This window comes from Agrobacterium tumefaciens (assembly GCA_025559845.1).
GTDB lineage: Bacteria > Pseudomonadota > Alphaproteobacteria > Rhizobiales > Rhizobiaceae > Agrobacterium.
In genome coordinates, this window is sequence record CP048469.1 from 2,125,990 (window position 1) to 2,152,575 (window position 26,586).

Below are 26,586 nucleotides of genomic sequence, written 5' to 3' on the forward strand. Positions count from 1 at the left end.
ACAAGCCATGAGGTTTATTCGCAAGATCATGCAGGATCGCAGTTCGGCTGGCGCCATCGCCACGCTGGCGCTTTTGCTGTTCCTGTTGCAGGGCCTTGTAAATGGCGCTGCTAACGGCAGCATGGCGGCAGCGGCCCTCGCAGCGGGCGACGTTATCTGCTCCACCCATTCCCCTGATGGTGCGACTGGCAAGGAAAATCCAGCCTCCAAACTGGCCAACAATTGCTGCGGCGCGCTTTGCCGCCTTGCTTCCCTCTCTACGGCCGCCCTTCCCGTCACCCCTGATGACCTGCCCGCCGACATTATCCCGAAGGTGCAGATCGCCGTCCTACCAGCCGACGCGGCCCTGCCGCCCTCTCCGCCCAACAGGGATTCTCGAGCCCGCGCCCCACCCCTTTCTCTGCAGATCTGACGCATGAACCATCCGGCCGGGAAAGGCCGGACTATCCTTATCTTGCGGAGACACCCATGTCCGTCACCACTTCTGTCGAAGGGGAGCGCCCGCGTGCGCAATCTTCGTCCACCAGCCTTTACCGCGCCGTCTGGCGCTGGCACTTTTATGCCGGTCTTTTCGTCCTGCCGTTCATGGTAACGCTTGCTGTCACCGGCGCGCTTTATCTGTTCAAGGATGAACTGGACAACGTCATCCACGCCAATATCAAGCGTGTCGAAGCAGTACAAAACGCGCCGAGAGCGCTTCCATCCGAGATCATCGCCGCCGCGCTTGCAGCGGTTCCCGGCACGGCAGTCAAATACACCACGCCAAGCGACCCCGCCGCCTCGGTAGAGATCACCGTCAACACGACGGATGGCAGGCGCGCCGTTTATGTCGATCCTTATACACGCGAGGCTCTCGGCTCGCTTCCGGATCGCGGTACCGTCATGTGGACGATCCGTTATCTGCACAGCCTGAAATATTTTGGCACCTATGCACGTTACCTCATCGAGATCGCGGCGGGCTGGTCCATCCTGCTGGTCGCAACCGGCATCTATCTCTGGTGGCCGCGCAAACAGACCGGCGGCGTGCTGTCTGTGCGCGGCACGCCGAAGAAGCGCGTCTTCTGGCGCGACACCCATGCCGTCACCGGAATTTTCGCTGGTATCTTCATCGTTTTCCTCGCCCTTACCGGCATGCCCTGGTCGGGCGTCTGGGGCGGCAAGGTCAACGAATGGGCCAATGGCAACAACTTCGGATATCCCTCGGGCGTGCGTATCAACATCCCCATGTCCACCCAGAAACTGGATGAGATTTCCAGAACGTCCTGGTCACTGGAACAGGCTCAAATTCCGATCTCGCAAGGGCATGACCACGGTCAGCACAGCGCAGAAGACATGACGCGGCCCATCGCTGAAAGCACCCTGCCTGTTACCTCTATCGGCGTTGATCAGGCTGTAGCACGCTTCGATCAGCTCGGGCTTTCACCGGGCTATGTGGTCGCCCTGCCGACAATACCGCGAGGCGTCTATAGCGGTTCTGTTTATCCTGACGACCTTCAGAAACAGCGTGTCATTCATCTCGATTAATATAGCGGCGAGCCATTGATCGACATGAGCTACGCCGACTATGGACCGCTCGGCAAGGCGCTGGAATTCGGCATCAACACGCATATGGGACAGCAATTTGGCCTGACGAACCAGATCGTGCTGACCCTGGCCTGCCTCGGCATCATCTTGCTCGCCACCTCCGGCGGCATCATGTGGTGGAAACGTCGCCCAACGGGCTCTCTCGGTGTTCCACCCATGCCGCAAGACAGACGCGTGCTCTATGGGCTCATTGCCATCCTTGCCATGGGAGGCATCATCTTCCCATTGGTCGGAATGAGCCTGCTTGTCATGTTGCTGCTCGATCTCTTGATGCAGTCACGCCAGAAGCGCCGTGGCGTCTAAAAACATCTGATAACTGTGGCCGGGAGCAATCCCGGCCGTCGCTTCGACCATCAGGATCTGAAGATAAACGACGCGCCCAGCGCAATCAGTGCAAAACCGATGACATGATTGATGGTGATGCTTTCCTTCAGCCAGAAAACCGAAAACAGCGCGAACACCGCCAGCGTAATGACTTCCTGAATGGTCTTGAGCTGCGCCGTCGAATAGACCTCCGATCCCAGCCTGTTGGCCGGTACTGCAAGGCAATATTCGAAGAAAGCGATACCCCAGCTCGCCAGAATGGCCAGAAACAGGGCGCTGCCCTTGTGCTTGAGGTGCCCGTACCAGGCAAAGGTCATGAAAACATTGGAGGCAACGAGCATCAGGACAGGCCAGATGTGAGCAGGGCTGATTGCGGGCATGACAAATCCTTGGGAAACGAAGATAGAAAACGGCTTAGAGCATCGGACCGAAAAGTGTAACGCCGATTTCCGAAAATCCCGGCGTTGCAGCCAAAAATTTCGAGCGACTGCGAATGCTGAGCGCAGTTTTCGGCCAGCAGAAACGAAGATCCAGCCATTCGGTTCCCAGGCAGACGACGTTTCCCTTTTGTACTCATTTTTTCATCGTCGCCCCTTCCTTTCTCCACTGACTCCCTCCATATTCTCGCCATGGCCAGATCACCGAAAAATTCCACATCCTCAAACTCCGGGTTCGAGGAAATGCCGCAGGCGCCGTTTGAAGGCGCACCGCTTTCCGGCAGCGTTGCCGACTGGGTGAAGCAGCTCGAGGCAGAGGCAGAAGCCTCCTCTGTTGAAACACAGCGCGAGATCGCCTCCAAGGCCGGCAAACACCGCAAAAAAATCGAGATCGAGGCCCGCAAGGAAGCCGAAAAGGCTGCGCCTGCGAAGACAGCCAAGAAAACGACTGCCTCCAAAACCGCGCGTGGCGTGTCGATAGGCGGATCGTCCGACCCTAAAACACGTGCGGCAGCCGGCCTTAATCCGGTCGCCGGTCTGGATGTTTCGCTGGAAGATGCCGGCGCCCTCGCTCCCGGCGCCGTGACGGCGACGGTCGACGCACTCTCCAAGCTGATTGAAAGCGGCAATCCGCTGTTCAAGGACGGCAAGCTGTGGACGCCGCACCGCCCTGCCCGCCCGCCGAAATCCGAAGGCGGCATCGCCATCGAGATGGTTACGGAATATAAACCGTCCGGCGACCAGCCGACCGCAATTGCCGATCTGGTCGAAGGTATCAATTCCGGTGATCGTTCCCAGGTGCTGCTCGGCGTCACCGGCTCTGGCAAGACCTTCACCATGGCCAAGGTGATCGAGGCGACACAGCGTCCGGCTGTCATCCTTGCACCGAACAAGACGCTCGCCGCGCAGCTCTACTCCGAATTCAAGAACTTCTTCCCGAACAACGCGGTCGAATACTTCGTTTCCTACTACGACTATTACCAGCCGGAAGCCTATGTGCCGCGCTCGGATACCTATATCGAGAAGGAATCGTCGATCAACGAGCAGATCGACCGGATGCGCCACGCCGCCACCCGCGCCATTCTGGAGCGCGACGACTGTATCATCGTCGCCTCGGTCTCCTGCATCTACGGTATCGGCTCGGTCGAAACCTATACGGCCATGACATTCCAGATGCAGGTCGGTGACCGGTTGGATCAGCGGCAGCTTCTGGCCGACCTCGTGGCCCAGCAGTACAAGCGGCAGGACATCAATTTCGTGCGCGGCTCCTTCCGGGTGCGTGGCGATACCATCGAAATCTTCCCCGCCCACTTGGAAGATGCCGCCTGGCGCATTTCCATGTGGGGCGACGAGATCGAATCCATCACTGAATTCGATCCGCTGACAGGCCAGAAAACCGGTGACCTGCAATCGGTCAAGATATATGCCAACTCGCACTATGTGACGCCACGCCCGACCCTGAACGGTGCCATCAAGTCGATCAAGGAAGAGCTGAAAATGCGCCTTGCCGAACTGGAAAAGGCCGGCCGTCTTCTGGAAGCGCAACGTCTGGAACAACGCACCCGTTACGATATCGAGATGCTTGAGGCGACAGGTTCCTGTGCCGGCATCGAGAACTATTCGCGTTATCTCACCGGTCGCAATCCCGGCGAGCCGCCACCGACCCTGTTCGAATATATTCCCGACGACGCCCTGATCTTTATCGATGAAAGCCACGTCACCATTCCGCAGATCGGTGGCATGTATCGCGGCGACTTTCGCCGCAAGGCGACACTGGCGGAATATGGCTTCCGCCTTCCATCCTGCATGGACAACCGCCCACTGCGCTTCGAGGAATGGGACGCCATGCGCCCGCAGACCGTTTCAGTTTCCGCCACGCCAGGTGGCTGGGAAATGGAGATGGCCGGCGGCGTGTTCGCCGAACAGGTTATCCGTCCGACCGGTCTGATCGATCCACCGGTGGAAGTTCGCTCGGCACGTACGCAGGTGGACGACGTCCTTGGTGAAATCCGCGAAACCGCCGCCAAGGGATATCGCACCCTCTGCACCGTGCTGACCAAACGAATGGCGGAAGACCTCACCGAATATCTGCACGAACAGGGCGTTCGCGTGCGCTACATGCACTCGGATATCGACACGCTGGAGCGTATCGAGATCATCCGCGATCTTCGTCTCGGCGCCTTTGATGTGCTGGTGGGTATCAACCTGCTGCGCGAGGGTCTGGACATTCCCGAATGCGGCTTCGTCGCCATTCTCGATGCCGACAAGGAAGGCTTCCTGCGGTCCGAAACATCGCTCATCCAGACCATTGGCCGTGCGGCGCGTAACGTCGACGGCAAGGTCATCCTTTACGCCGACAACGTCACAGGCTCGATGAAGCGAGCGATGGAAGAGACCAGCCGTCGCCGCGAAAAGCAGATGGCTTATAACGAAGAGAACGGCATCACGCCGGAATCGGTCAAGGCCAAAATCTCCGATATTCTTGATTCTGTTTATGAGAAGGATCACGTAAGAGCCGATATTTCCGGCGTTTCCGGTAAGGGCTTTGCCGATGGCGGCCACCTCGTTGGCAACAACCTGCAGGCCCATCTCAACGCGCTGGAAAAGTCCATGCGCGATGCCGCGGCCGATCTCGACTTCGAAAAGGCCGCCCGACTGCGCGACGAAATCAAGCGCCTCAAGGCCGCCGAACTCGCCGCCATGGACGACCCGATTGCCAGAGAAGAGGCTTCGAGCGCCGAAGGCGGGAGAGGCAGAGCAAAAGCGGCTTCCAAAGGCGCTGGCAGTGAATCGCTCTTCACCAAACCGTCACTCGATGACATGGGACCAGGCACAGACACCGCCAGACCGCTGTTCCGCAAGAACACCCTCGATGAGATGACAGTGGGCCGCACCGAAAAACCTGTTCGTGGTGCAGTCCCCGACAAACCGGATGAGCCGGGCAAACGGTTCTCACCACTGCTGGAAGGCCAACCGGAAAAACGCACCGACGACCCGCGCCCGATCGTGCGCGGCAAGGTCGGCGCGGGCTCTTACGAAGACCCGGTCGATGAAAAGCGCAAGGGCCGCACCAAGGGCAAGACGGGAAGGCCGGGACGTTGACAGACTAGCGCTCCGGAACCCGGCACTCCCACAAACGTTGGTTGTGTTTAGGGACCCGCAAGGGAGATTGGCATGCTTCGAAAAAATCTGGCGAGACTTTGTTTGTTTCTCGCTTCAGGGCCGGCGTTCGCCGGACAAATCGAAGACGCCACTTTCAAAAGCAAAGCGCTGGGGAGTGATCTTTCCGTCAACATTTACCGGCCGGATGGCGACCCGCCGGACAACGGCTGGCCGGTGCTCTATCTGCTGCATGGCCATGACGGCGATCAGAACAGTTGGCGCGATCTCGGCAATATCGAAAACACGCTGGACGGCATGATCGCATCGGGCACGATCCGTCCGCTTGTGGTGGTAATGCCGGGCGCTAAAAATAGCTGGTATGTCGATTCGAGTTCTATCGAGGGACCGGGTGACTACGAAACGGCCATCACCCGCGATCTTCGGTTCCACGTCGAAACGACGATGCCCGTACGCAAGGACAAGCAGGGACGCGCGATCGCCGGCCTGTCTATGGGTGGGTTCGGTGCGCTCCGCCTCGCCTACGGCCACGAAGATTTATACACTGCGGTCGCAAGCCTGTCGGGCGCGATCTGGCAAAATGTTCCGGCCGGAGACGTGGACAAGACGCCGGCCGAACTCAGGCTCATTCAGGATAGCGCATTCTTTCACCGTATCGACCGCGCCACCATCACCAGCGGCATCGTGCTGCCTTCCACCGGCGATCATTTTTCCGGCGCCTTCGGTACGCCCTTCGATGCACGACTGTTCAACGACAAGAACATTTTCACACTCATAGCCAGACACGTTGTTCAAAGCCAGGATTTACCGGCAACCTATCTGACGGTCGGCGACGACGATGGCTTCAACCTGTGGCGCGGCGCCGTGGCCCTGCATGAGACATTGCAGGCCGATAACCGTAAATCCGAGTTACGGATCACCGATGGCGATCACCTCTGGTCCGTATGGAAAATATCGATCATCGACGCACTGAAATTCATCGATAGCCAGTGGGACAAAGACATGAATGTTGCTCAGGACTAGCGATCCAGGTCTCTATCAATCCCTCTGGCGAGCTTACTTCCGCTTCTTCGCGGCTTTCCCCACAGCGTTTAACGCGGCAGCAGCGCGGATCAAGGCTGCCAGTGCCTCCTCGTCAACCTTATCGCCCTCGTGAAGATCGATGGCGCGCCGGGTATTGCCTTCGAGGCTGGAATTGAACAGACGACCTGGGTCGTCCAGCGACGCCCCTTTGGCGAAGGTCAATTTCACGGCGCTCTTGTAGGTCTCGCCCGTACAGATGATACCGTCATGCGACCAGACGGGCACCCCACGCCATTTGACCTCCTCCACGACGTCTGGATCGGCCTTTTTGATAATGGCCCGTACACGCGCCAGCATATCGCCTCGCCAATCGCCAAGGTCGGCGATCTTCTGATCGATGAAATCTGACGCTGCAGTCTCCTCGATATCATTTTCCGACGCTTTTTTGACCACGCCATCCTCCCTCTATTCCCGCTGCTTTAACCATTTCGTGCTGCGCACGAACGGTCACGGATCATCATAAACACGATTTTTCATTTCGTCTCACAGGAACCAATTCCGCCTCCCTTCGTTACTTCCCCGAACGCAACGTTCAGCATACAAAGGGAAGAAACATCATGAAAAACAAGGTTTTCGCACTGGCTGCCGTCGCAGCCCTGACCTCTTCTGTTGCCTTCGCGCAGACCGCCACCACGGCACCGGCCGAGACGGCTCCTGCAGCAGTTGGTGCGGATGCGGCACTTTCTGGCCCTGGCTTCACCATGGGCACGAAGGCCAGTGGTCCGCTGAAATTCGTCAACGTGCAGAAGACCGACCTGACCGCCTCGCAGCTCGATGGCATGGATATCTACAATGCCAAGGGCGAGGACATCGGCGAAATCGAAGATGTGGTCATTGGCGAAGGCAAGGCCGTGATCGGTCTCGTTGCCAGCGTCGGCGGTTTCCTGGGCATCGACAAGAGCTACGTGGTTCTCGACCCGGCATCCGTTGCGATCAACAACGACAATGGCACCTGGAAAGCCTATGTCGACACTACCAAGGATGCGCTGCAAAACGCGCCCAAGCTCGATTACGACAAGCTTGATGACTGACACCCCTACAGTCACAAGCGGCCCCTGCGATCCGTCGCAGGGGCTTTTTGTATGGAGATGGCCGCAGCGATAAATGCCGTCGCGGGGCCGATGCAACGCTTGCCTTGCCGCCCACCCCTCGCCTATCTTCGGCCCGCAAAACCATCCAAGGATCGATGCGTGCCCGCCTCAAAATACTCTTCGCTCACTTTCACCGTAGCGTCTTTAGTGTCGGCTTTGCTGGCGCCTTCGGCTCAGGCCGCAGACTGGAAACCAGCCGAGCAGATCAAGACCTATACCGTCACGGGCAACTCAGGGGCAGCGCTTTACGATTCCATCGGCGAGCGCGGTCCCATGGCGGGCGTGCAGGCCATCGCCCACACCACGTTCAAGCTGACATGGCGGCGTGACTATCGCCCGCAACCTGATGGCGCCTGCGTGCTCGCCACCGCGCGCCCCAACCTCACCATCATCTACACCTGGCCAAAGGCACCGGCGAAGCTGCCGACCGCCGTCGCGGCGAGCTGGAAAACCTTCATTAGCGGAGTGGAAACCCACGAGCGGGTGCATGGCGAGCACATCGTCGACATGGTGAAGAAGATCGAAGCCTATAGCGTCGGCTTGCGGGCCGAAAGCGATCCGGGATGTCAGAAAGTCCGTGCGGTGCTGCAACAGCGGCTGGGCGAATTGTCCAACGAACAGCGACAACGCGGCAGAGACTTTGACCGAGACGAACTCTCACCTGGCGGTCGCGTTCATCAGCTCATTCTGGCACTGGTCAACGGCCCCTGATCGATCGGTGGCCTGCGCAGATAAGCATTGCCGTACTCGGCAGCCTCGCCTTTCAGCACCGGTTCCGGCCCTAGCAGGCCGCGCAAAAGTGTAAGCGGTTTTGCGATCATGGCCTGCGCAGAAAAAGCCTTGCCTTACTCGGCAGCCTCGCCTTTCAGCACGGGTTGCGGCAAGGACATGGCCTCCAGTTCGTAAGAATATCCTTCAAGCATCGTATAGGCTTGTTCGATTGCTTCGATCTGCGCCTCGGCATTGCGGATCGCCTCGGCAATCGACTGGCTGCGGGCACGTAGCATGGAGCCGAGAACATCGGTTTCCGGTTTTTTGCCCAACCGGTCCATATGTTTGCGGACACGGGTGCGGTGCCGCTCAAGTTCCAGAATGTGAAAGCGACTTTTCAGGATATCGTCGGTCAGTTTGCGGCGCATCGCCGCCACGGGATCGAAGCTGCCCGGCTCGCGTTCATCGAGAATGAACTCGTTGACGAGCGTTTCCAGCATCAGCAGACCCTTGAGATCCTTGGCATCGGCCAGTTGCGGATCGTAGCCGGTATCGTCGAACACCTTGCGGCGTACCGGGTCCTTCAACAGTTCATAGGCTGTCTGAAGTTTCGCGAATTGCTCGGCGTCACCGCCGCTGTCGGGATGAGCAGCCTTGGCCACCTTCCGATAGGCGGATTTGATCGCAGCCTCGTCGGCATCGCGCTCCACACCTAGCAATATATAAGGATCGATCACGAAAACACCTTCAAACGCAACTCTTCACCAGCATGCCGAACATATCCTGACGGCAGCGGACTGATCATAGGCGAAAAGCGCGCCACGAGCACCCCTGCTGCACCAGTCAAAGCGGTAAAACCCTAAAAAGGATGCACCGCCATAGCGATATAAAACCGGGCGAAAAGCCCTTGGTCCCGAAATTTGTCGAGGCCAAGGCCACTATAAAGGCAGGCCGGACAAAATTGTGGACAGCCGCGACGAAAGAGATTTCTAGGCACTCTGCTCGACAGGATCGAGACAGAGTTACGGCTGACCCGCGGGCGCAAAAACACTGCGTGGCAAGGGGTTATGGCGAAATACCATCAACGGGTGTACTCTTGATCATCGATCTGAAGGGAGGGTCAGTCCGGTGCCGCAAACGATCACACAGACCGTCACAGACTATGTTCATGCCATGGCCTACGCGGATGAAGGGCTGATGCGCGATGTTTTCGATCCGCGCGCCTCAATCGTCGGGAATTATCTGGGAGAAACCGAATGGCTTTCGCTCGATGATTTCGTTGGCCAGATCAGGGAGAACGAGCGCGGTCTCCCCGACCACGATCCGTCCTTCGAGATATTGGGGATAGACAAGGAAGGCGACAGCGCCTCCGTCAAACTGACCACCAGCTTCGACGGCACCGACTTCTGTGAATATCTTTCGCTGCTGGAACGCGATGGAAACTGGTTCATCGTCCACAAGCTCTATCACGTGAAGCCGTAGAACACAGGCAACACATTGCCGGAACACAGCGGTCGAACCACGACCGCTGTCAGCGCCGTAGCGTCACAGCCACTTCGGAATATCAACCCGTTGATAGGTCTGCAATTTTCCGATCAAGGCTTCCGCATTGGCGTCAACAGAGGTCGAATGTCGGTGCGCGGCCGGCAGAAATTTCTCGACAACCATGTGGTCGATGAAGCCCAGGAAGCTGTCGAAAAATCCCCGTGTATTCAAAAGACCGATCGGCTTGTCGATTTCGGAAAGCTGGTTCATCGTCCAGACTTCCATGAACTCCTCCATCGTCCCGATGCCGCCAGGCAAAGCAATGAAGGCATCCGCCAGTTCCGCCATGCGTTGCTTGCGTTCGCGAAGCGTCTGCGTCACTTCACAAAAGGTCAGCCCCTCGTGCGAGTGACCCTTTTCGTGAAGGCGAGCGGTGATGATGCCGTGAACCTCCCCACCGGATGACAGTGCCGCGTCGGCCACAACACCCATCAAACCCTTGGTCGTGCCACCATATATGAGTTGGATGCCGGCGTTACCAAGTGCGCGCCCCAGCGCCCTCGCCCCTTCTGCAAACTCTTCCGATGCACCGTGGTTGGAGCCGCAAAACACGGCAATCGATTTGATATGACGGATCATCATGGCATTCCCTGATCAGACATGGCGGGCGACAGCGCCGATTTGGGGATCATCACATGTGCCCCCTTTTTGATGTTGACGAGCTGGGTGATCCGAACGTCCGCCGCAACGCTGCAGAAGGTATATGCATCCTCCGCGCTCATGCCCGTTCGCTTCCGGACAAGCGTGATGGCGTGACGCAAAGCCTCGCGCACCGCCCTCTCCAGCTCCTCGTCGAAACCCATAGAGATCAGGTGAGTCGATGTCTCGGCAAAAGGAGCGGAAATGTCGGTATTTTTGATCACCGTGATCCGAACACGACCAGACAATCCGGTCTCCACAGCGGTGAGACACACCTCGCCATCGCCCTGGGCCGCGTGTCCATCTCCGATCGAGACAAGAGCACCTTCGACGGATACAGGCAGGTAAAGCGTCGAGCCTGACGACAGCTCCTTATTGTCGATATTCCCGCCGAAATAACCGGGCACGACAGATGAACGTCGGCCATCCTCACGCCGTGGAGCAGTTGCAATAACGCCAAAGAAAGGACGCGCCAAAAGCGTACCTCCCCAGGGCGCAGCAATCGTGCCCATCGTCATGTCGATACCGAAATGCACCGTCCTTGATGCATCGAAATCGTCGGGCAACGCGCCCTTTCCTGGACGGATGATGTTGAAACCCCAATCATCGCGCAGGCTGACATCGAGAATGTCGATTTTGAGCATGTCGCCGGGCACCGCGCCATTAACGCGGATCGGCCCGGTGAGGATGTGCGGGCCAAGTTCAGGCGCAAGTGTCTGGTGGATGACGCCAAGTTCGGGGCGAACGCGATATCGGCCGACGGGGGCCTCTTCCGCAGACCCGCTGACCGAATGAACGGTCACGATGTCACCGCTGTCGATGCTGAGAACCGGTGAGAGGTTCCCGTCAAGGTAACCCCAGTGTACCGTCTCAACGCCCGGAAAAAGCTCATGCTCGGCCATCGGTTCAGGCCAGTTCGAAACGGATGGGCTGTGCGCCTTCCCAGAGCGTCTTCTTGCCAAGTGCCGCCAAGTTCTCCAGCCCCGATGTCAGTGTGATGAAATGGTTTCCGGCAAGCTGCCCCATTTTCGATGAGAAGTCGACGCCGCCATAGGCCAACAGAATTTCCGTTTCGCTGATACCTCCGGGGTAGAGGATGATGTGGCCCGGTGCGGGATGGCTGGTGTGGTTCTCGTAACCCACGCCAAAATCCTCATCCCCCAACGGCACCCAGACGCCCTCACCGCTCCACCGGACATGGACGATCTGACTGTCATAAGGGAGGCGCTCCAGGAAGGCCGCGCAGGTTTTCGGTGCATCCTGCATTTCAAGGCGAGCGGTGAAGGTGAACGGGCCGGCGGTGATCGTGAGTTCGGTCATGAAAATTGTCCTGTAAATCCTGCATGAATGCCTTGGGGGGAGCGGTCAGCCGTTGGTGGCGAAACTGTCGCTGCGAACGGCCCAACCTGTCACTCGCGCCTCGATAGCCGAGAAGATGATGTAGAGAGTGACACCGAGCGCAGCGAGAATGAACAATCCGGCAAAGACCAGCGGCACATCGAAGCTGGAGCTTGCGATCATCATCAGATTGCCGATGCCACGGTTCGATGCAACGGTTTCGGCAATGACGGTGCCGACAAACGCCAGCGTCGCAGCGACTTTCAGTGAGGCGAAGAAATACGGCATGGTGCGTGGCAGGCCGATATTCCAGAGGATTTCGAGTTTCGTCGCCTTCAGCGTGCGCATGACGTCCTGCAACTCCGGTTCGGTAGAGGCGAGCCCGGTCGCGACATTGACGACGATGGGGAAGATGCACATCACCATTGCGGTCAAGATGGCTGGCACGGTTCCAGCCCCGAACCACAAGACCAGGATCGGCACGATCGCCACTTTCGGGATTGACGAAAAGCCGACCAGCATCGGATAGGCCACATCGTAAGCAAGCTTCGAAGAGCCGATGAGCATGCCGAGAAGCACACCAAGAAGAATGCCAAGCCCAAGCCCGACCAGCGTCGTGTAGATGGTCTGAAAGGCATGCGGCCAGATTGCCGGGAACTGGGTGATGAGCGTTGAAATCGCCTGCGTCGGTCTCGGCAGAACCATTTCAGATATGCCGAACATGAGGCAGATCAACTCCCAGGCGACGAAGGCCCCGAGAATGCAGCAGGCTGACAGAACGCGACGTTTGGTGTCCGGCTTCATGGCTGATGCTCCTTGACGGCCCGGGCCGCGACGATGCGCTCGCGAAGCCTCTGTGTGAGGGATACGAATTCGGGTTCGAACGAGATGTCGATGGTCCGCGGCCGGGCAAAGGGCACTGCACGATCCTCAATGATCCGCCCTGGTCGGGCCTGCATGATGCAGATGCGCGACGCCAGATACGCGGCCTCCTTGAGGTCATGGGTCACGAGCAGAACGGTCGGCTTCTTCTCGATCCAGAGGTTCTGCATGATCTCCCAGAGTTCCTCGCGGGTGAACTGGTCGAGCGCGCCGAACGGCTCGTCGAGCAACAGCAGCGTCGGGTCATGGATCAGCGCGCGGCAGAGCGAGGCGCGCTGTTGCATTCCCCCTGAAAGCTGCCAGGGAAACTTGTCGCCGAAACCGGATAACCCCACCTGTTCCAGCAAAGCCTCGGCCCGATCGCGATATTCGCCTTTCTTTTTCTTCGCATAGGCATGTTTGAATGGCGCAACGATTTTCAGCGGCATCATGACGTTGTCGCGCACATTGAGCCATGGCAGCAGTGTCGGGTTCTGGAAGGCCATGCCGATACGGACATCATTTGCGCCGATCTCACGGCCGGCCACGAAGATGTGGCCCTCCGACGGCGAGAGTGTTCCCGCAACGAGTTTGAGGATTGTCGACTTGCCGCAGCCGGAGGGTCCGACCAATGCGATGAACTCGCCATTCTCGATCCGCAGCGATGTTTCGGCCAGAGCGACGGTTTTGTTCTTTTCGCCACCGAAGGTGACGTTCACCCTTTCCAGATCGATGATTGCGTTGCGGACTGCAATTTCGGGAGCGAAAGCGATGGTCATGCCGCCGCACTCCCCGTGTGAGATGGCACCTGAGAGGTAACGGCCGCAATCGTCTGATTCTCGTTTCGCACGTCCGGCACCGGCATAGACTGGATGTCATGCACCGACCGTCCCCAACCGCGGGCATCTGCCTGAAGTTGGCGATCCTTCATGGCAAAGCGGCCGCGAACGATCGTGTGGATCGGCAGAGCAGTTGCGCGCATCCCGTGCCAGGGAGAGATTTTCGCCGTAGACTGGATCAGCGCATCATCGATCGTCCAGGCACGATTGGTATCGACAATGGCGATATCGGCATCCGAACCAACCATCAGTGCGCCCTTCCTCGGGAAAAGTCCGAAGGATTTTGCCGGGTTCTCCGCACTCCAGCGCACATAATCCGACAGGCTGGCCCCGCGGCGGGCTATTTCCGTCAGCATCAGCGGCATCTGGGTTTCCACACCGGGAAAACCGCAATCGACCGTCCAGATATCGGCCCGTGTCTTTTCTTCAGGCGCATGCGGAGCGTGATCAGTGGCAATCATGTCAATGGTGCCATCAACAAGCGCCTGCCAGATCGGGTCCTGGTTTTCAACTTCACGGACCGGCGGATTGACGCGGATAACCCCGCGCTTGGCTTCATAATCATCCGCAGACAACAGCAGATATTGCGGGCAAGTCTCACCGGTGATGTCAACGCCGCGTGCCTTTGCATCCGCCAGCGGCCGAAGCTCTGCGGCTGAGGAGATGTGGAGAATATGGATGCGCGCGCCGGTCCATTCGGCAAGGATCGCGGCGCGGGCAACCGCCTCCGTTGCCACCACCGCCGGACGGGCGGCAAGGTGGGCAAGTGGATCGCTGCGCCCCATCTGGCGAAGGCGCGCTTCGCGACGCTCCATGATGGAGTTCGTTTCGGCATGCAGCGAAATGCGTTTGCCGGTCGGAGCGACGATCTCGAACAGTTCCAGCATCGCACCGGTTGTCGGCGACGGGATGCGACCGAAGGTATTGCCCATGTAGCATTTGAAGCCGATCACGCCGCCTTCGATCAATTCACCGATATGCGGCAGGCTGTCCTCGCCAAGCACAGCATAAAGGCCGTAATCGACATGCGCCTTGGCACTGGCAATCGCGTGCTTTTCCTTCAGCGATGCCGCGTCGGAAATTGCCGGCAGGGTGTTGGGCATGTCGAAGACAGTGGTGACACCGCCGAAGGCTGCCGCTGCCGTACCCGAGGCAAAGTCCTCCTTCTGCGCATAACCGGGATCACGGAAGTGCACATGGACGTCGATGGCGCCAGGAAGAATGTGCAGACCGGTCGCGTCAAGTTCCTCTTTTGCCTTCGGCATGGCGCTCTGCTCGCCAATCGCCAGGATCGCACCGTCCTTGATTGCGATACTGGCCTTGTACTCGGTGTCCGGTGACACGATCGTGCCGCCGTGGATGACGAGATCGGCGATGATATCTGTGGTCATGACTTCCATCCTTCCTAGAGCGCGGCCCAACCGCCATCGACGGGCATATCGACGCCGGTGATCTGGCGGGATACATCGCTGGCGAGAAACAGGCAGGCATTGGCAACGTCTTCATCGACGGTGATGCGTTTCAGCGCATAGTCCTCGGCGTGACGAATGGCGGCCTCTTCTTCCGTGATGCCGAGCTTTTGGGCCATCGTCCTGCAAACCTTGTCGCGGAAGCGCGGGCCATCCACCATGCCGGGGGCGACACAGTTGACGTTGACATTGTGCTGACCAACCTCAAGCGCGAAGCTCTTGGTAATGCCGCGCAGACCCCATTTGGAAGCGGAATAGGCAAGACGCCCGGCACGCCCCTTCATGCCGAAGGTGCCGCCGACATTCACGACCTTGCCGTAACGCTGGTCGATCATTGCCGGCAGAACGCTGCGGATCGTGTGGAAGCAGCCATTCATGTTCAAGGTGACGATCTCATCAAACTCCTCCGGCGTCGTCTCGGCGCCTGTCTTGCCCATCGGGCCGGAGCCGCCGGCGACATTGACCAGCACATCGATACGGCCGAACGTCTCGAGTGTTTTCGCAGCCGCCGCATCGCACTGCGCCGCATCGGTAAGATCGCAGCCAATGACGATAGCCTCGCAGCCCTTTGCTTCAAGCTCTTCGGCAATAGGCTCAATGGCTGCGGTGTCTCGGCCGATGAGTGCCAGTTTGCTGCCTTCGGCGGCGAATGCCCGCGTAATGGCTGCGCCCATGCCCTTTGCCGGGCCGGTGATGACCACGACTTTATCCGTGAGCTTCAGGTCCATGATGTATTCCGTTCTCAGTATCTGGAGGATGAAAGGGAAACGGCGCCTGACGCGCCGCCCTTTTAGTTGACCGCAGTCAACAGATCGGTCTTGGCCGGAAGGAAGCTGCGGTCGAAGACTTCGCCGACGGCAGGCGTGCGCGGCAGGCCATTGGCGTTGACCAGAATGTCGATCGACTTGGCAAGACGCGCTTCATCGACATCCCCAAGGCCAACTTTGGCGACTTCGGGATGCGCCATTTCGTCGGCAATGGTCGCATCGAAACGTTCACGCTCGACGTCAGTCTTGAGCAGCGATTCGCGTGTCTTAACCGAAGCGACGGCGGCTTCGGGGTCCTTGATGGCATCCTTGATGCTTCTGTTGAGCGCACGCAGGAACCCCTTGATCGCTTCGGGATTCTCCTTGAGGAAGGACTTCGAAACGATGATGGCGTTGGAATAGAGATCCATGCCGTAGTCGCCGTATTTGATGAAGCGGATTTCCTTGTCAGGGTCGACACCGATCAGCTTGGCGCTGAAGCGGATGGTGTTGACGTAACCAAAAACGCCGTCGACCTGTCCTTTCATCAGCATCTGCTCGCGCAGGTTGGGCTGCATGTTGGTGACTTCCACCTTCGAGCAATCCGTCTTGCTGATCGAGCAGAAAGCCGGGAACAGCTTGAGCGCGCCGTCATTGGCAGCACCACCCAAAGTATGGCCGGCAAAATCTGCGGGTGATTTGATCGGGCTGTCAGCTTTGACGGCAATCGTGAAAGGCGGCTGATTGTACATCATGAAGACGCCAACCGGTGCATCCTCGGGTTTCTTCGCGGCGAACTCGATCAAGGCGTTGATGTCGCCAAAACCCATGTCATAGGCACCATTGGCAACCAGCGGAACCGCAGCGCCCGAACCGTTTCCCTGGTCCATGGTGACGTTCAGACCCTCCTCCTTGAAGTAACCCTTGTCCTCGGCAAGGAATAGCAAACCCTGTGGCCCCTGATATTTCCAGTTCAGAACAAGCTTGATGTTGGTCTCGGCCTGTGCAGCTGCCGCCGTGGCGAATGTTGCAAGCGCAGTCATAGCGGCAAGTGCTGCCATACGGGCACGCGTTTTCATCTGGTGGTGAGCCATTGCTTGTTCCCTTTATCTTGTTAGTTGGGGCCGCCGTGTCCGGCTGCTCGTTATGTTGCAACGCGACAATGCCACTGTTCAGTGAATACATCTACCGCTATTCTTGTGTTTCAGCGGTGCCAAAAAGGCCTCACTCGGAGATGACGATGCGCCACCTCAAGCTGTTGCAGCAGATATCTGAAATCGCACGCGTCGGCTCGATCCGCCTGGCGGCGGAAAAGATGAACATCACCGCCTCGGCAATGAACCGGAAAATCCAGGATCTCGAAGTTGAACTTGATACGCCGATCTTCGAACGACATGCGCGCGGTGTGAAATTGACGGCAGCGGGCGAAATGTTCGTGCGTTACGCCCGCAGCCAGATCGCCGATGCGGAGCGCCTGAGTTCTCAGGTTGAAGACCTGCGTGGCCTCCGGCGCGGTCCGGTCAAGATTGCCTGCAGTCAGGCACTGGCGCTTGACTTCCTGCCTTCACAGATCGGCGAATTTCGCAAGGCAAACCCTCGCCTCGTCTTCGACATCAAGGTCATGGACCACAATGCGGCCATTAACGCGCTGATCGACTACGACGTCGACCTCGCCATCGTCTACCGGGCAGTGATGCGACCCGCTGTGCGAATTCTGGCCTCAGTGCCTCAGCGGCTTGTCGCGATCATGCGCGACGACCACCCTCTCACCGCCAAGCAGACCTTGCGACTGTCCGACTGTGTCGGGTATCCGCTCGCATTGCCCGATCAAAGCCTCGGAGGCAGACAGGTTCTCGATGAAGTCATCGCCAGACGTGATTTTCGCTTCGATGTCATGGCCGAGTCCAACTCCTTCGAAATGCTTCGCGGTCTGGTGCTGCGCGGGAACATGATCTCGTTCCAGATCGATGTCGGTGCTCCGCGCCAGGAGTTCGGCATGGGCGTCGTCGGTCGCCCCATCGACGAACGCGACATCCCGCGCTCCGATCTCGTCATGTGCCAACTCAGAGGACGCATCCTGCCACTGGCGGCAGCAAGCTTCGCCGATCAGATCGTGCGGGCGACGGCGTAACATCGCGATGGCCACTCTGTTCTCAAGGCCAGCCCGAAAACTTTTGATCGCCGGTCTGGAAAATGAAGGAATATTCTGCGCGAGGCGAAAGGCCGTCCAACGCGCAACTGGTCCGTTACGCCGGCAACAAGCCGTAAAACGCGCAACACGCTATAAAACGACCTTCTAGATCATTTTTCTTAATGCGCTGAATTTCAAGAGAAAACTGGTGCCCCCGACAAGGTTCGAACTCGTGACCCCCTGATTACAAATCAGGTGCTCTACCAACTGAGCTACAAGGGCAATCCAGTAAGATGCCAAGTAACAGATTCTCGTCGTGTGTAAAGCGAAAACTGGCGAGATCGTATTCAGATGTTCGTTTTCCACACCCGTTCAAGAACACGATGAGGTCATGAACGCTGTGCGTATCGCGGTATAAGCGAAGTGTTTACATGAAACAGCTATAATGGTGATGAAATACAACCAAGCGAAGAGAATGATCCGCGTATGCGCACCAGCATCCAGAAGACACAGCTCAAAGGCACCATTCTTATTGCCGTGAGCTCCATGTTGCTGGCGACGCTTGCCGCAGCTCCAAGCGTCAACAACTATGTCAGATCCAGCATAAATGCCGAACAACTCAGTCGTTTCGAAATCGCGCTGCGTTCCGTTTGGCTCGTGTCTGCCGAACGCGGACCGTCCAATAATCTTATGGGCGCAGATGTGCCCGATGAAGCGCTTGTTATCGCACTGGCCTCGGCAAGAAAGGCAACGGACGAGAAACTGGCACAGCTACGCGTCGCGTTCGAGCCGGAGTTGCGCCAGCAACCGCAATTGGCCAATGTCTTCGCCGACATCAAGCAGCAACTCTCACAGTCGCGTACGGCCGTTGACGATTTTGTCGATCTGCCGGTCGCAACGCGCGACCGAAGGCAGATGGCTGACGCCATACAATTGATGTTCCAGAGCGCAGACAGCATCAACACGCTTCGCGGCAGACTGGCAGCAGCCATCATCAAGGAAACACCCGATGTCGCAATGGATATTGCCACAACGGCGACAGCCGGCGTCATGCGCGACCGCATCGGTCGCCTGGGCTCCTATGTAGTCATGAGCCTTTCAGCGAGCCCATCTGAACGACAGGCCTATCGTGCAAAGTTCGATGCGGATCTGCAAAGCCTCGCGCTGCTCAAAGCATCACTGAACAACTACACGGCCGCCTATCTCGGCGTTCCGAAAATCGACATGGCGCTGAAAGACCTTGAAAGTTCCTACTTCGGTCAAGCGCTTGCGTATGCGCAAAATACGATTGCCATGGCCGTGCCGGATGCGAGGCCAAGCGTGACCGACTTTTCACAGACCTACATTCGAGGCATGCAGTCCGCCGACATACTGCGCGATCTCGTCCTTGCCGAAACACGTTCGAAAACCGAGGCCATGAAGGACAAGGCCCTGTCCTATGGGATTGCCTCCGTTCTGCTGGCGGCGATTGCCATGTATGTGCTGCTGAGACTGGTGGCAGTCTACAAGACGGCACTGTTCCAGCCGATGCAATCGGTCCGGTCACAGATTGCCGCAATTGCTGAAGGTAATCTTGCGGACGTCGAGCATCAGAGCCGCGTCGCGCCGGAAGTGCGCAAGATGTTTCAGGAACTCGATTTCCTGCGTGGGCAGTTGCGGCAGAAGCGCGATATGGAAGAGCAGCAACATGCCTTGGCCGAGCAATTAAGGCGGCTTTCCGAAACCGATGCTCTGACGGGTGTCTTCAATCGTCGTGCACTCGAAAAATCCGTGCGCAAGGCCCTTGATGACAGGGAACTGTCTGCGACGCTGACCGTGATGATCGTCGACATCGATCATTTCAAATCGATCAACGATAAATTCGGTCACGCGATGGGAGATCTTGCTCTGCAGAAGACCGCAGATCTTCTCAAGGGCGCCCTAAGGAAAAGCGATATCTTGGCACGTTACGGCGGAGAAGAATTTGTCATCGTCCTGCACGATGTCAGCCACGCCACAGCAACTGCGACTGCGGATCGTCTGCGACGCGCCATACAGGCCAATGTCATCGATGACGAGCATGGGATTTCGCTGACGGCCAGCTTCGGTGTGGTCTGGCAGGAAACGCGCACCGTCAGCAACTGGGAAAGTCTGATCGCGGTTGCGGATGAGCGGCTCTATCAGGCCAAGAGAGCTGGACGAAACCGTGTCTGGGCGACCTACTATCAAAAGATCGCCTCTGCATAGAGCGAGATAGAGAGACGTCAGATCAAGTCCAGCGTCATCACCACGGCACAATGGTCGGAGGCCTTCGGGCGATCCCATCCCGTCCGGGGATAACGTTCCACCTCCTGCCCCGGCGGAAAGATCGTGCGATAGGGCTGGCCAGCCCGAACAATTTCGGGAATGCGCGTCGCATTGGTTTCAGCCAGATGCGGAGAAAGCCAGATATAATCGAGCTGGCACAGATGCTGCTCCAGCGGGCCACGCGAATGATAGAGCGTCCAGCGATCCATGACATCCCGACGCAACATCGGGTTCACTGCAAAACCGTCTTTTGAGAAGACGTCGAGCGCGCTGCGCTCCTCGCTGACTGGCGTGAAGGTGTAGCCGTTACGCCTGTCGCCGGCGATCATGACACGTTCCTGATAGTCGTTCATGTCGCCGCAGATGGCGAAGTTCATTCGCCGTGCCTTGTCTGCACCCCAACGTCCCTCGATGATACGTCGAACAGCCATCGCCTCCGCCTCGCGGATCGGCATGGTGCTGTAACGGGCATCGGTTGCCTCGCGGGAATTTGTCATGGATTTCAGATGCGTGACGTAAAGTGTCAGCGGCTTTCCACCAATCCTGAGATCGATTTCGAGACAATCCCGCTTGAAGATCTTGTCATCGATATGGTTCGTCAGGGCGATTTCTTCATTGAACAGGCCAAGATTACGATAGGTTACCGCAGCGTGACTCTTGATATCCACCACCTCGATCCGTTCGCCATCGCGCGTCTCCTCGCGCATGACAACGGCCACATCGATACCGCGACTATCATTGCCTTCGACCAGATACTTCTGACGATAACCATTGCCGACCATACGGTAGAGATAACCGTATTCGAAGGCCTGCAGGGCAGCCATGTTGTCCACTTCTTGAAGGCAGAGGATATCGGCGTCCGTATCGGCGATGGCGAGAGCGGAAAGCTGGCGCGTATCGTCCGTGGAGGCAACAAGCCGGGCACTCTCCAGTGCCTGATATGTTGCCTCGTCGCGGATGTCGTAAAGCTGAATTGCCCTGTCGCGCCGCGTCTGGTTGCGAAAGCCGGTAAAATCGAAACGGGTCAGCAGGTTCTCGATATTGAAGGTAGCAAGCCGAAGCGACATGATTCATTCCTGTTTTACAGGAAAAGCTTAGCCGCTGCCGGTGCTGCTTGCCAACCGTCTAAAGATGCCATGCCTCGCGAATGGCAACCGGCAACCGTTCTCCAGCAACAACAGGAAAGCGCGAGTATGCTCTGAGCGACTGGCCGTCGGAGAGTTCAAGCCGCACGGCGTAACGCTCGCCCTCATACAGAACCGAAGTGACGGTCGTCATCACCCCGCCGTCCTCGAAAGCGACATCCTGCGGCCGCACCAGAACATCCGCAAGCGGCGCATCCCCCGAACCGCCATTCAATGCGATCTGCAATGCGGGCCAGTCGAGTTGGCGTTGTCCACCGGTGGCAAGTTTCAGCGAAAGGATCGCTCCCTGCCCTACCAACGAACCGACGAGTTTGCCTTCCGGTCTTGCATAAAGCTCGGCTGGCGGCGCAACCTGCAGCAGTTTGCCATGCGACATGACGGCGACATCGGTTGCCAGCGCCATCGCCTCGGCCTGATCGTGGGTGACATACACCATCGTCGCGCCTGAGCGGGCATGAAACTCCCGGAAGGTTTCCTCCATCTCCTGTCGCAGATGGCGATCGAGATTGGCGAGCGGTTCATCGAGCAGCACGACATCCGGTTCGGTCACCAGGCAGCGGGCGAGCGCCACACGCTGCCGTTGGCCACCGGAAAGCTCCGCCGGACGTCGGTCGGCAAACGCTTCCAGCCTGACGGCAGAAAGCGCGGAGCGGACCTTCTCGCGATATTTCTCGCCGGAAATGCCCCGCACTTTCAGCGGATAACCGGCATTGTCCGCGACCGTCATATGCGGCCAGAGAGCATAGGACTGGAACACCATCGCCATGTTGCGCCGCTCCGGCGACACCATGGTTGCAGCATCGGCCAGAACCCGTTCGCCCAGCAGAATGGAACCATCGGATGGTTGCTCGAAGCCCGCGATCATGCGCAGCACGGTCGTCTTGCCGCAGCCCGAAGGGCCAAGCAGGGCCAGAAAACCACCTTCACGGACGGTCAGCGAGACATCGTCGACCGCGGGTTTCGCATTCGCTGCGAACCGCTTGGAAAGACGGTTGAGGATCAGTTTCGCCAAGGCACGACTCCTTTCGGCAGATAGCACCCCAGAATTTCCAGCAGCAACATCAGCAAGATAACCATGATGACAACCAGTACCGAAAGCGCCGAGGCGAGATCGAAACTGCCGCTGTCATCCAGATTGTAGATCAATACGCCAAGCGTCTGTGTTCCCGCCGACCAGAGAAGCGCGGAAACGGTCAGTTCATTGCAGGCGATCAGGAACACCAGAATGACGGATGCACCCGCTGCCGGTCCCACCAGTGGCAGAATGATATCCTTCATCCGTTGCCAGAACCCCGCCCCCGACAATCGCGCCGCCTCTTCCAGCGACGGGTCGAACTGCAGGAAGGCGCTGACCATCGGCTTCAGACTGACAGCAAAGAAGGACGAGAAATAGGCCAGCATGATGATCCAGATCGTTCCGTAAAGCGTCACGCCGAGAAGCGGAATGGGGGCTGCAAACAGCAAAACGAATGATACCGAAATCACCACCCCTGGCAGTGCATAGGGAATGTCGACTAGAGCCGACAAGACGAACATGAAACGGCTCTTGCCACGCACCAGGAAATAGGCCGTCAAGATCGTCACTGCCAGGAGACATATCGATGTCGCGGAGGCGAGAAACAGAGAATTGCGGAATGCGGTGCGCGTCACCGTCTGCCGGTAAAGCAGTTCCTCATAGGCGTGCAACGTCGCCGTCTTGAGTGTCAACGGCACACCGTAAGCCGGCGCAAGAGAGCTGGCAACCAGGGCTGCCAGCGGTGCGACCAGCATGAAAAACAACATCAGCCAAAGCGCCGCTTCGACGACCGGGCGCCAGTAGGACAGCCGAAACGTTGCGGCCTTTCCTGAAAGACCGATGATGCGATAGTCCCGCCCCTTCAACGCCCGCTCCTGCAGGGCGAGACCGGCCACGGAGATGATGGCGATCATCGTCGACAGAATGGCGATATCGCCAAAGGTGCTGGAGCCGAAACTGGCGAAACGGCTGTAGATCAGCGTTGGCAAGGTGAAGATCGAAGCCGGAATGCCGAGAATGGCCGGAATGCCGAAGTTTCCGATACCGGAAACGAAGGAAATGGCTGCACCAGCGATCAGTCCGGGGGTCGAAAGCGGCAGGATGATGTCGAACAGTACGCGGCGTGGCGATGCACCCGAAAGCTTGGCAGCCTCGATACCATCCTGCGGCAGGGCCATCAGCCCGGACCGCAGCGACAGAAACACCAGTGGCGCGTGCTGCACACCGAGCAGCAGGGCAATACCTGCAATGGAATAGAGCGGTTGCGGCGAACCGATGGGCGGCGCCAGACCAAGTGCCTTCAAAAGCGTGCTTGAGGGGCCCGTCATGCCGATCCACGAGAGTGCTGTCACCTGCGGCGGGATCATCATCGGCAGCATGAACAGGAAGCTCAGGATCGACTTGCCGCGCACATCGCAAAGCGTCAGCGCAAGCGCAAAGGCGCCGCCGATAGCAAGTGAAATCAGCATGCCAAAGAACGAGGTGGACAAGGTGTTGAGCACCGCGTCCCACAAGGCAGGATCAGCAAGCAGACGCCATATATTGCCATTCAGTGCCGAGATGACGCCCGTATAGGCCAGACGGCCGAGCGGCAGTGCACTCAGAACAAAGACGGTCGAGACCACAAAAGGAAACAGCCAGCGTGGCTGGCTGCCTCCATAAGCATTGGATTGCGACATGTCGCTTTATCAGCCCTTGGAGCCGAAAATATCCGAGAACGTCTTCAGATCCTGTTCGGAGTTCTTCAGAGCATCGGCAGCGTTGAGCGGCAGAACCTTGATTGTGTCGCGGGCCGGGAAACCTTCCGGCATACCCGCATCTGCACGAGCCGGGATGTAACCGAGCTTCACGAAGCCCTGCTGGCCCTTTTCGGAGAGCACATAGTCAACGAACTTCTTGGCCGCTTCTTCGTGCTTGGTGCCCTTGAGGATTGCAACCGGCTCGGTCACGGCGGACACGCCCTCTTCCGGGAAAACGAACTCAACCGGAGCACCTTTGGCCTTTTCACGGATCGGCATGTAGTCAACGACAACGCCGTAGGCCTTTTCGCCGGAGGCGACAGACTTCAGGATGGCGCCATTGCCACCGGCTGCAACTGCCTCATTGGCCTTGAGCGCCTTGTAATAATCCCAGCCGAGATCCTTGGAAGCGGCAAGCGTCTGCGCATGGATAAGGGCAGCACCCGAGGTCAGCGGGCTCGGCATGGTGACCAGACCCTTGGCTTCAGCCTTGGCAAGATCCTTCCAGCTCTTCGGCTTCATGGCTGCCGAAGTGTTGTACATGATGCCGGTGGTGATGAGCTTGGTGGAATAATAATAGCCATCCGCATCGTAGAGCGACGCGTCGATATTCTTGGCTTCCGCAGACTTGTGAGCGAGAAGCTGGCCGGCCTGCTTCATGCGCTCCAGCGTCACCGTGTCGGCAATCAGCAGCACATCGGCAACCGGATTGCCGGCGTCGATTTCGGCCATCAGCTTGGCCATGATTTTCGGTGTTCCGTCACGAACCCACTCGACCTCGAGGCCGGGGTTTGCGGCCTTGAAGCCGTCAACGGTCGCCTGTGCATCCTCGTTTGGCTGGCTGGTGTAAAGCACCAGGTCGGCCGCGTTGGCAGCGGTTGCAATAAAGCCGAGTGAGACGATCGCAGTGAAAGCGGAAAGCAGCGTCTTCATGGGTCCATTCCCTGTTGAAATTCGGGACCGCTAAAACACGCTTGCATAACACGTATGTGACAGAGAAGACGTCTTGCCACCGTAAATGAAAAACCCTCCCGCCTTTCTGGCGGAAGGGTCGGCATATTGGACCATGAAAGGCTCAGATCGCAGCTATCGTCTCGTTGTTCAGTTCATTGACCTGCGCTGCAGCGATCAAGCGGCCAAGACGCTTCATGCCTTCTTCGATCATTGCTTCGTTGGCGCAGGAGAAACTGATGCGCAACGTGTTCGCGCCCGAACCATCCGCATAGAAGGCGCGCCCCGGAACGAAAGCAACCTTCTCGGTGGCGATGGATTTCGCCAGCAAAGCGGCGCCGTCCATTCCTTCAGGCAACGTCAGCCAGATGAACATGCCGCCTTCCGGCTTTGTCCAGCGCGTGCCCTCAGGCATGTATTTCGCAAGCGCTGCCAACATCGCATCGCGACGGGCGCTGTAAGCTGCCTTGACCTTGGCGACCTGCTTGTCGAAACCACGCGAGGCAACGTGTTCGATCGCGATCTGGTTGATGGTCGACGAATGCAGATCTGCTGCCTGCTTCATCAGCACCAGCTTGCGGATGACAGGCGTGGACGCAACAATCCAGCCAACGCGAAGACCGGGTGCCAGCGTCTTCGAGAAGCTGCCGCAATAAATGGTGCGGGTCTTCTCGATGCCGCCGGAACGGGCAATATCGAGCGACATGATTGGCGGGACAGGCTCGCCGTCGTAACGCAACGACTGATAGGCCGCATCCTCGATAACGGCAATATCGAGTTCGTCCGCGAGCTCCAGCAGTTTCTTGCGCCCTTCCAGATCAACCGTTTCGCCGGTAGGATTGGAGAAGTCTGCAGAGAGGTAAGCAAATTTGACCGAGCCACCGAGCTTGGCGGCATTGTCGCGATAGGTCGCCGGTGTGCGGTTTCCACCAGGATTGAGCTGGTCGTAGTTCGGCTCATAGGCGTTGAATGCCGAGAGTGCGCCGAGATAGGTCGGCCATGTCACGAGGGCGGTGTCCTTCGGCGACAGGAACAACTTGCCGAGATAATCGAGACCCTGCTGCGAACCCGACACGATGAAGACGTTTTCGGCCGTGCACTCGATACCGATCTTGCCCATCTCGCCGGCCAGCCAGTCGCGCAGCGGCTTGTAACCCTCACTGACGGAATACTGCAGCGCGGCATTGACCTGTGGGCCGGAAAATATGTCGGAATAGGCCTGCTTGAATTCCTCGTCCGGGAACAGCGCCGGGTCAGGAATACCGCCCGCAAAAGAGATGATATCGGGCTGTTCAAGCAGCTTCAGCAGCTCGCGGATTTCGGACGCCTTCATGCGCGACGAGCGCGTGGCGAAAATATGTTCCCAATCAAGCATGGGCACGTTTCCTCTTGTGTCGTTTTTTATGCGTGAATGTTTACAGATATTTCGATACGTCAGCAATACTGACTTATCAGTTTTTCGAATTATTTCTGCCCACTTGCCTGCATTATCTCAATTGCAGGCAACGCCAAATATACCCTCGCACGAGGCT

The 26,586-nt window shown here is 58.1% G+C and carries 24 protein-coding genes, 1 tRNA gene and 1 pseudogene; 9 read left to right on the forward strand and 17 right to left on the reverse strand.

Annotated elements, in window-relative coordinates; genetic code table 11:
* Nucleotides 1-7: 7 nt before the first annotated feature.
* Both FY156_10935 and FY156_10940 read left to right on the forward strand, forming a co-directional pair.
* On the forward strand, nucleotides 8-412 hold the full coding sequence (locus tag FY156_10935; GenBank protein ID UXS03119.1) for a DUF2946 domain-containing protein: 405 nt from the start codon (nucleotides 8-10) through the stop codon (nucleotides 410-412).
* Nucleotides 413-468: 56 nt separating this feature from the next.
* Nucleotides 469-1,887 (forward strand): annotated as a pseudogene (locus FY156_10940) (PepSY domain-containing protein).
* Between the two features lie 50 nt (nucleotides 1,888-1,937).
* Here FY156_10940 and FY156_10945 read toward each other — a convergent pair.
* Nucleotides 1,938-2,288: a DMT family protein gene (locus FY156_10945; protein UXS01936.1), complete on the reverse strand. Its 351-nt coding sequence runs from the start codon at nucleotides 2,286-2,288 to the stop codon at nucleotides 1,938-1,940.
* 249 nt (nucleotides 2,289-2,537) lie between these two features.
* On the opposite strand from FY156_10945, the gene uvrB reads away from it, so the two are divergent.
* Together uvrB and FY156_10955 are read left to right on the forward strand one after the other, a co-directional pair.
* Nucleotides 2,538-5,447 carry an excinuclease ABC subunit UvrB gene (uvrB, locus tag FY156_10950; GenBank protein ID UXS01937.1) on the forward strand — a complete coding sequence of 970 codons (2,910 nt, stop codon included), beginning with the start codon at nucleotides 2,538-2,540 and terminating at the stop codon, nucleotides 5,445-5,447.
* 72 nt (nucleotides 5,448-5,519) lie between these two features.
* A complete protein-coding gene (locus tag FY156_10955) occupies nucleotides 5,520-6,488 on the forward strand; it encodes an esterase family protein (GenBank protein UXS01938.1) in 969 nt (322 codons plus the stop codon).
* Nucleotides 6,489-6,521: 33 nt separating this feature from the next.
* On the opposite strand, the gene FY156_10960 is transcribed toward FY156_10955, so the two are convergent.
* The gene (locus FY156_10960) at nucleotides 6,522-6,941 is read right to left on the reverse strand and encodes a DUF1801 domain-containing protein (protein ID UXS01939.1); all 420 of its coding nucleotides are present in this window, start codon (nucleotides 6,939-6,941) and stop codon (nucleotides 6,522-6,524) included.
* A 164-nt stretch (nucleotides 6,942-7,105) separates the two neighbouring features.
* On the opposite strand from FY156_10960, the gene FY156_10965 reads away from it, so the two are divergent.
* Nucleotides 7,106-7,579 (forward strand): PRC-barrel domain containing protein, encoded by a 474-nt coding sequence (locus FY156_10965; GenBank protein ID UXS01940.1) that lies wholly within the window; start codon nucleotides 7,106-7,108, stop codon nucleotides 7,577-7,579.
* A gap of 90 nt (nucleotides 7,580-7,669) precedes the next feature.
* Nucleotides 7,670-8,350: a DUF922 domain-containing Zn-dependent protease gene (locus FY156_10970; GenBank protein UXS03120.1), complete on the forward strand. Its 681-nt coding sequence runs from the start codon at nucleotides 7,670-7,672 to the stop codon at nucleotides 8,348-8,350.
* A gap of 134 nt (nucleotides 8,351-8,484) precedes the next feature.
* On the opposite strand, the gene FY156_10975 is transcribed toward FY156_10970, so the two are convergent.
* Nucleotides 8,485-9,087, reverse strand: a complete 603-nt coding sequence (locus FY156_10975; protein UXS01941.1) for a J domain-containing protein — start codon at nucleotides 9,085-9,087, stop codon at nucleotides 8,485-8,487.
* 391 nt (nucleotides 9,088-9,478) lie between these two features.
* On the opposite strand from FY156_10975, the gene FY156_10980 reads away from it, so the two are divergent.
* Entirely contained in the window at nucleotides 9,479-9,832 is a 354-nt protein-coding gene (locus FY156_10980) for a nuclear transport factor 2 family protein (protein UXS01942.1), read from the forward strand.
* 63 nt (nucleotides 9,833-9,895) lie between these two features.
* On the opposite strand, the gene FY156_10985 is transcribed toward FY156_10980, so the two are convergent.
* The 8 genes from FY156_10985 to FY156_11020 all read right to left on the reverse strand — a co-directional run bounded on the left by FY156_10985 (nucleotide 9,896) and on the right by FY156_11020 (nucleotide 16,866).
* Nucleotides 9,896-10,477: a TIGR00730 family Rossman fold protein gene (locus tag FY156_10985; protein UXS01943.1), complete on the reverse strand. Its 582-nt coding sequence runs from the start codon at nucleotides 10,475-10,477 to the stop codon at nucleotides 9,896-9,898.
* Nucleotides 10,474-11,436 (reverse strand): amidase, encoded by a 963-nt coding sequence (locus FY156_10990; GenBank protein ID UXS01944.1) that lies wholly within the window; start codon nucleotides 11,434-11,436, stop codon nucleotides 10,474-10,476. The genes FY156_10985 and FY156_10990 overlap by 4 nt, the downstream gene beginning before the upstream one ends.
* Nucleotides 11,437-11,440: 4 nt before the next feature.
* Nucleotides 11,441-11,854 carry a DUF3830 family protein gene (locus tag FY156_10995; protein UXS01945.1) on the reverse strand — a complete coding sequence of 138 codons (414 nt, stop codon included), beginning with the start codon at nucleotides 11,852-11,854 and terminating at the stop codon, nucleotides 11,441-11,443.
* Between the two features lie 45 nt (nucleotides 11,855-11,899).
* Complete coding sequence (locus FY156_11000; GenBank protein ID UXS01946.1) at nucleotides 11,900-12,676, reverse strand: ABC transporter permease; 777 nt, start codon at nucleotides 12,674-12,676, stop codon at nucleotides 11,900-11,902.
* Complete coding sequence (locus FY156_11005) at nucleotides 12,673-13,512, reverse strand: ABC transporter ATP-binding protein (protein UXS01947.1); 840 nt, start codon at nucleotides 13,510-13,512, stop codon at nucleotides 12,673-12,675. Before FY156_11005 ends, FY156_11000 begins: the two co-directional genes overlap by 4 nt.
* Complete coding sequence (allB, locus tag FY156_11010) at nucleotides 13,509-14,963, reverse strand: allantoinase AllB (GenBank protein UXS01948.1); 1,455 nt, start codon at nucleotides 14,961-14,963, stop codon at nucleotides 13,509-13,511. Before allB ends, FY156_11005 begins: the two co-directional genes overlap by 4 nt.
* Before the next feature lie 14 nt (nucleotides 14,964-14,977).
* On the reverse strand, nucleotides 14,978-15,769 hold the full coding sequence (locus FY156_11015; GenBank protein UXS01949.1) for an SDR family oxidoreductase: 792 nt from the start codon (nucleotides 15,767-15,769) through the stop codon (nucleotides 14,978-14,980).
* A 62-nt stretch (nucleotides 15,770-15,831) separates the two neighbouring features.
* Entirely contained in the window at nucleotides 15,832-16,866 is a 1,035-nt protein-coding gene (locus FY156_11020) for an ABC transporter substrate-binding protein (GenBank protein ID UXS03121.1), read from the reverse strand.
* 161 nt (nucleotides 16,867-17,027) lie between these two features.
* Here FY156_11020 and FY156_11025 point away from each other — a divergent pair, with 161 nt between their 5' ends.
* Nucleotides 17,028-17,918: a LysR family transcriptional regulator gene (locus tag FY156_11025; GenBank protein UXS01950.1), complete on the forward strand. Its 891-nt coding sequence runs from the start codon at nucleotides 17,028-17,030 to the stop codon at nucleotides 17,916-17,918.
* A gap of 206 nt (nucleotides 17,919-18,124) precedes the next feature.
* On the opposite strand, the gene FY156_11030 is transcribed toward FY156_11025, so the two are convergent.
* Nucleotides 18,125-18,200, reverse strand: a tRNA-Thr gene (locus FY156_11030).
* 204 nt (nucleotides 18,201-18,404) lie between these two features.
* Between FY156_11030 and FY156_11035 the strand changes: the two genes are divergently transcribed.
* Nucleotides 18,405-20,144 (forward strand): GGDEF domain-containing protein, encoded by a 1,740-nt coding sequence (locus tag FY156_11035; GenBank protein ID UXS01951.1) that lies wholly within the window; start codon nucleotides 18,405-18,407, stop codon nucleotides 20,142-20,144.
* 17 nt (nucleotides 20,145-20,161) lie between these two features.
* Here FY156_11035 and FY156_11040 read toward each other — a convergent pair whose 3' ends face one another.
* From FY156_11040 to FY156_11060, 5 genes are all read right to left on the reverse strand, one after another.
* The gene (locus tag FY156_11040; GenBank protein UXS01952.1) at nucleotides 20,162-21,271 is read right to left on the reverse strand and encodes an endonuclease; all 1,110 of its coding nucleotides are present in this window, start codon (nucleotides 21,269-21,271) and stop codon (nucleotides 20,162-20,164) included.
* Nucleotides 21,272-21,329: 58 nt separating this feature from the next.
* Nucleotides 21,330-22,361 carry an ABC transporter ATP-binding protein gene (locus tag FY156_11045; protein ID UXS01953.1) on the reverse strand — a complete coding sequence of 344 codons (1,032 nt, stop codon included), beginning with the start codon at nucleotides 22,359-22,361 and terminating at the stop codon, nucleotides 21,330-21,332.
* Nucleotides 22,349-24,043 (reverse strand): iron ABC transporter permease, encoded by a 1,695-nt coding sequence (locus FY156_11050; GenBank protein ID UXS01954.1) that lies wholly within the window; start codon nucleotides 24,041-24,043, stop codon nucleotides 22,349-22,351. The genes FY156_11045 and FY156_11050 overlap by 13 nt, the downstream gene beginning before the upstream one ends.
* A gap of 9 nt (nucleotides 24,044-24,052) precedes the next feature.
* Nucleotides 24,053-25,036 carry an ABC transporter substrate-binding protein gene (locus FY156_11055; GenBank protein UXS01955.1) on the reverse strand — a complete coding sequence of 328 codons (984 nt, stop codon included), beginning with the start codon at nucleotides 25,034-25,036 and terminating at the stop codon, nucleotides 24,053-24,055.
* A 142-nt stretch (nucleotides 25,037-25,178) separates the two neighbouring features.
* A complete protein-coding gene (locus FY156_11060; GenBank protein UXS01956.1) occupies nucleotides 25,179-26,429 on the reverse strand; it encodes a PLP-dependent aminotransferase family protein in 1,251 nt (416 codons plus the stop codon).
* Nucleotides 26,430-26,586 lie beyond the last annotated feature (157 nt).

Excerpts from the sequence above, each read along its gene's own strand:
- FY156_10935 (UXS03119.1), top strand. The coding sequence starts at position 8 with ATGAGGTTTATTCGCAAGATCATGCAGGATCGCAGTTCGGCTGGCGCC.
- FY156_10970 (UXS03120.1), top strand. The coding sequence starts at position 7,670 with ATGCAACGCTTGCCTTGCCGCCCACCCCTCGCCTATCTTCGGCCCGCA.
- FY156_11040 (UXS01952.1), bottom strand. The coding sequence starts at position 21,271 with ATGTCGCTTCGGCTTGCTACCTTCAATATCGAGAACCTGCTGACCCGT.
- FY156_11035 (UXS01951.1), top strand. The coding sequence starts at position 18,405 with ATGCGCACCAGCATCCAGAAGACACAGCTCAAAGGCACCATTCTTATT.
- allB (UXS01948.1), bottom strand. The coding sequence starts at position 14,963 with ATGACCACAGATATCATCGCCGATCTCGTCATCCACGGCGGCACGATC.
- FY156_11020 (UXS03121.1), bottom strand. The coding sequence starts at position 16,866 with ATGAAAACGCGTGCCCGTATGGCAGCACTTGCCGCTATGACTGCGCTT.
- FY156_10995 (UXS01945.1), bottom strand. The coding sequence starts at position 11,854 with ATGACCGAACTCACGATCACCGCCGGCCCGTTCACCTTCACCGCTCGC.
- FY156_11050 (UXS01954.1), bottom strand. The coding sequence starts at position 24,043 with ATGTCGCAATCCAATGCTTATGGAGGCAGCCAGCCACGCTGGCTGTTT.
- FY156_11060 (UXS01956.1), bottom strand. The coding sequence starts at position 26,429 with ATGCTTGATTGGGAACATATTTTCGCCACGCGCTCGTCGCGCATGAAG.
- FY156_11015 (UXS01949.1), bottom strand. The coding sequence starts at position 15,769 with ATGGACCTGAAGCTCACGGATAAAGTCGTGGTCATCACCGGCCCGGCA.
- FY156_10945 (UXS01936.1), bottom strand. The coding sequence starts at position 2,288 with ATGCCCGCAATCAGCCCTGCTCACATCTGGCCTGTCCTGATGCTCGTT.
- FY156_11000 (UXS01946.1), bottom strand. The coding sequence starts at position 12,676 with ATGAAGCCGGACACCAAACGTCGCGTTCTGTCAGCCTGCTGCATTCTC.
- FY156_10990 (UXS01944.1), bottom strand. The coding sequence starts at position 11,436 with ATGGCCGAGCATGAGCTTTTTCCGGGCGTTGAGACGGTACACTGGGGT.
- FY156_10985 (UXS01943.1), bottom strand. The coding sequence starts at position 10,477 with ATGATGATCCGTCATATCAAATCGATTGCCGTGTTTTGCGGCTCCAAC.
- uvrB (UXS01937.1), top strand. The coding sequence starts at position 2,538 with ATGGCCAGATCACCGAAAAATTCCACATCCTCAAACTCCGGGTTCGAG.
- FY156_10965 (UXS01940.1), top strand. The coding sequence starts at position 7,106 with ATGAAAAACAAGGTTTTCGCACTGGCTGCCGTCGCAGCCCTGACCTCT.
- FY156_11005 (UXS01947.1), bottom strand. The coding sequence starts at position 13,512 with ATGACCATCGCTTTCGCTCCCGAAATTGCAGTCCGCAACGCAATCATC.
- FY156_11055 (UXS01955.1), bottom strand. The coding sequence starts at position 25,036 with ATGAAGACGCTGCTTTCCGCTTTCACTGCGATCGTCTCACTCGGCTTT.
- FY156_10955 (UXS01938.1), top strand. The coding sequence starts at position 5,520 with ATGCTTCGAAAAAATCTGGCGAGACTTTGTTTGTTTCTCGCTTCAGGG.
- FY156_11025 (UXS01950.1), top strand. The coding sequence starts at position 17,028 with ATGCGCCACCTCAAGCTGTTGCAGCAGATATCTGAAATCGCACGCGTC.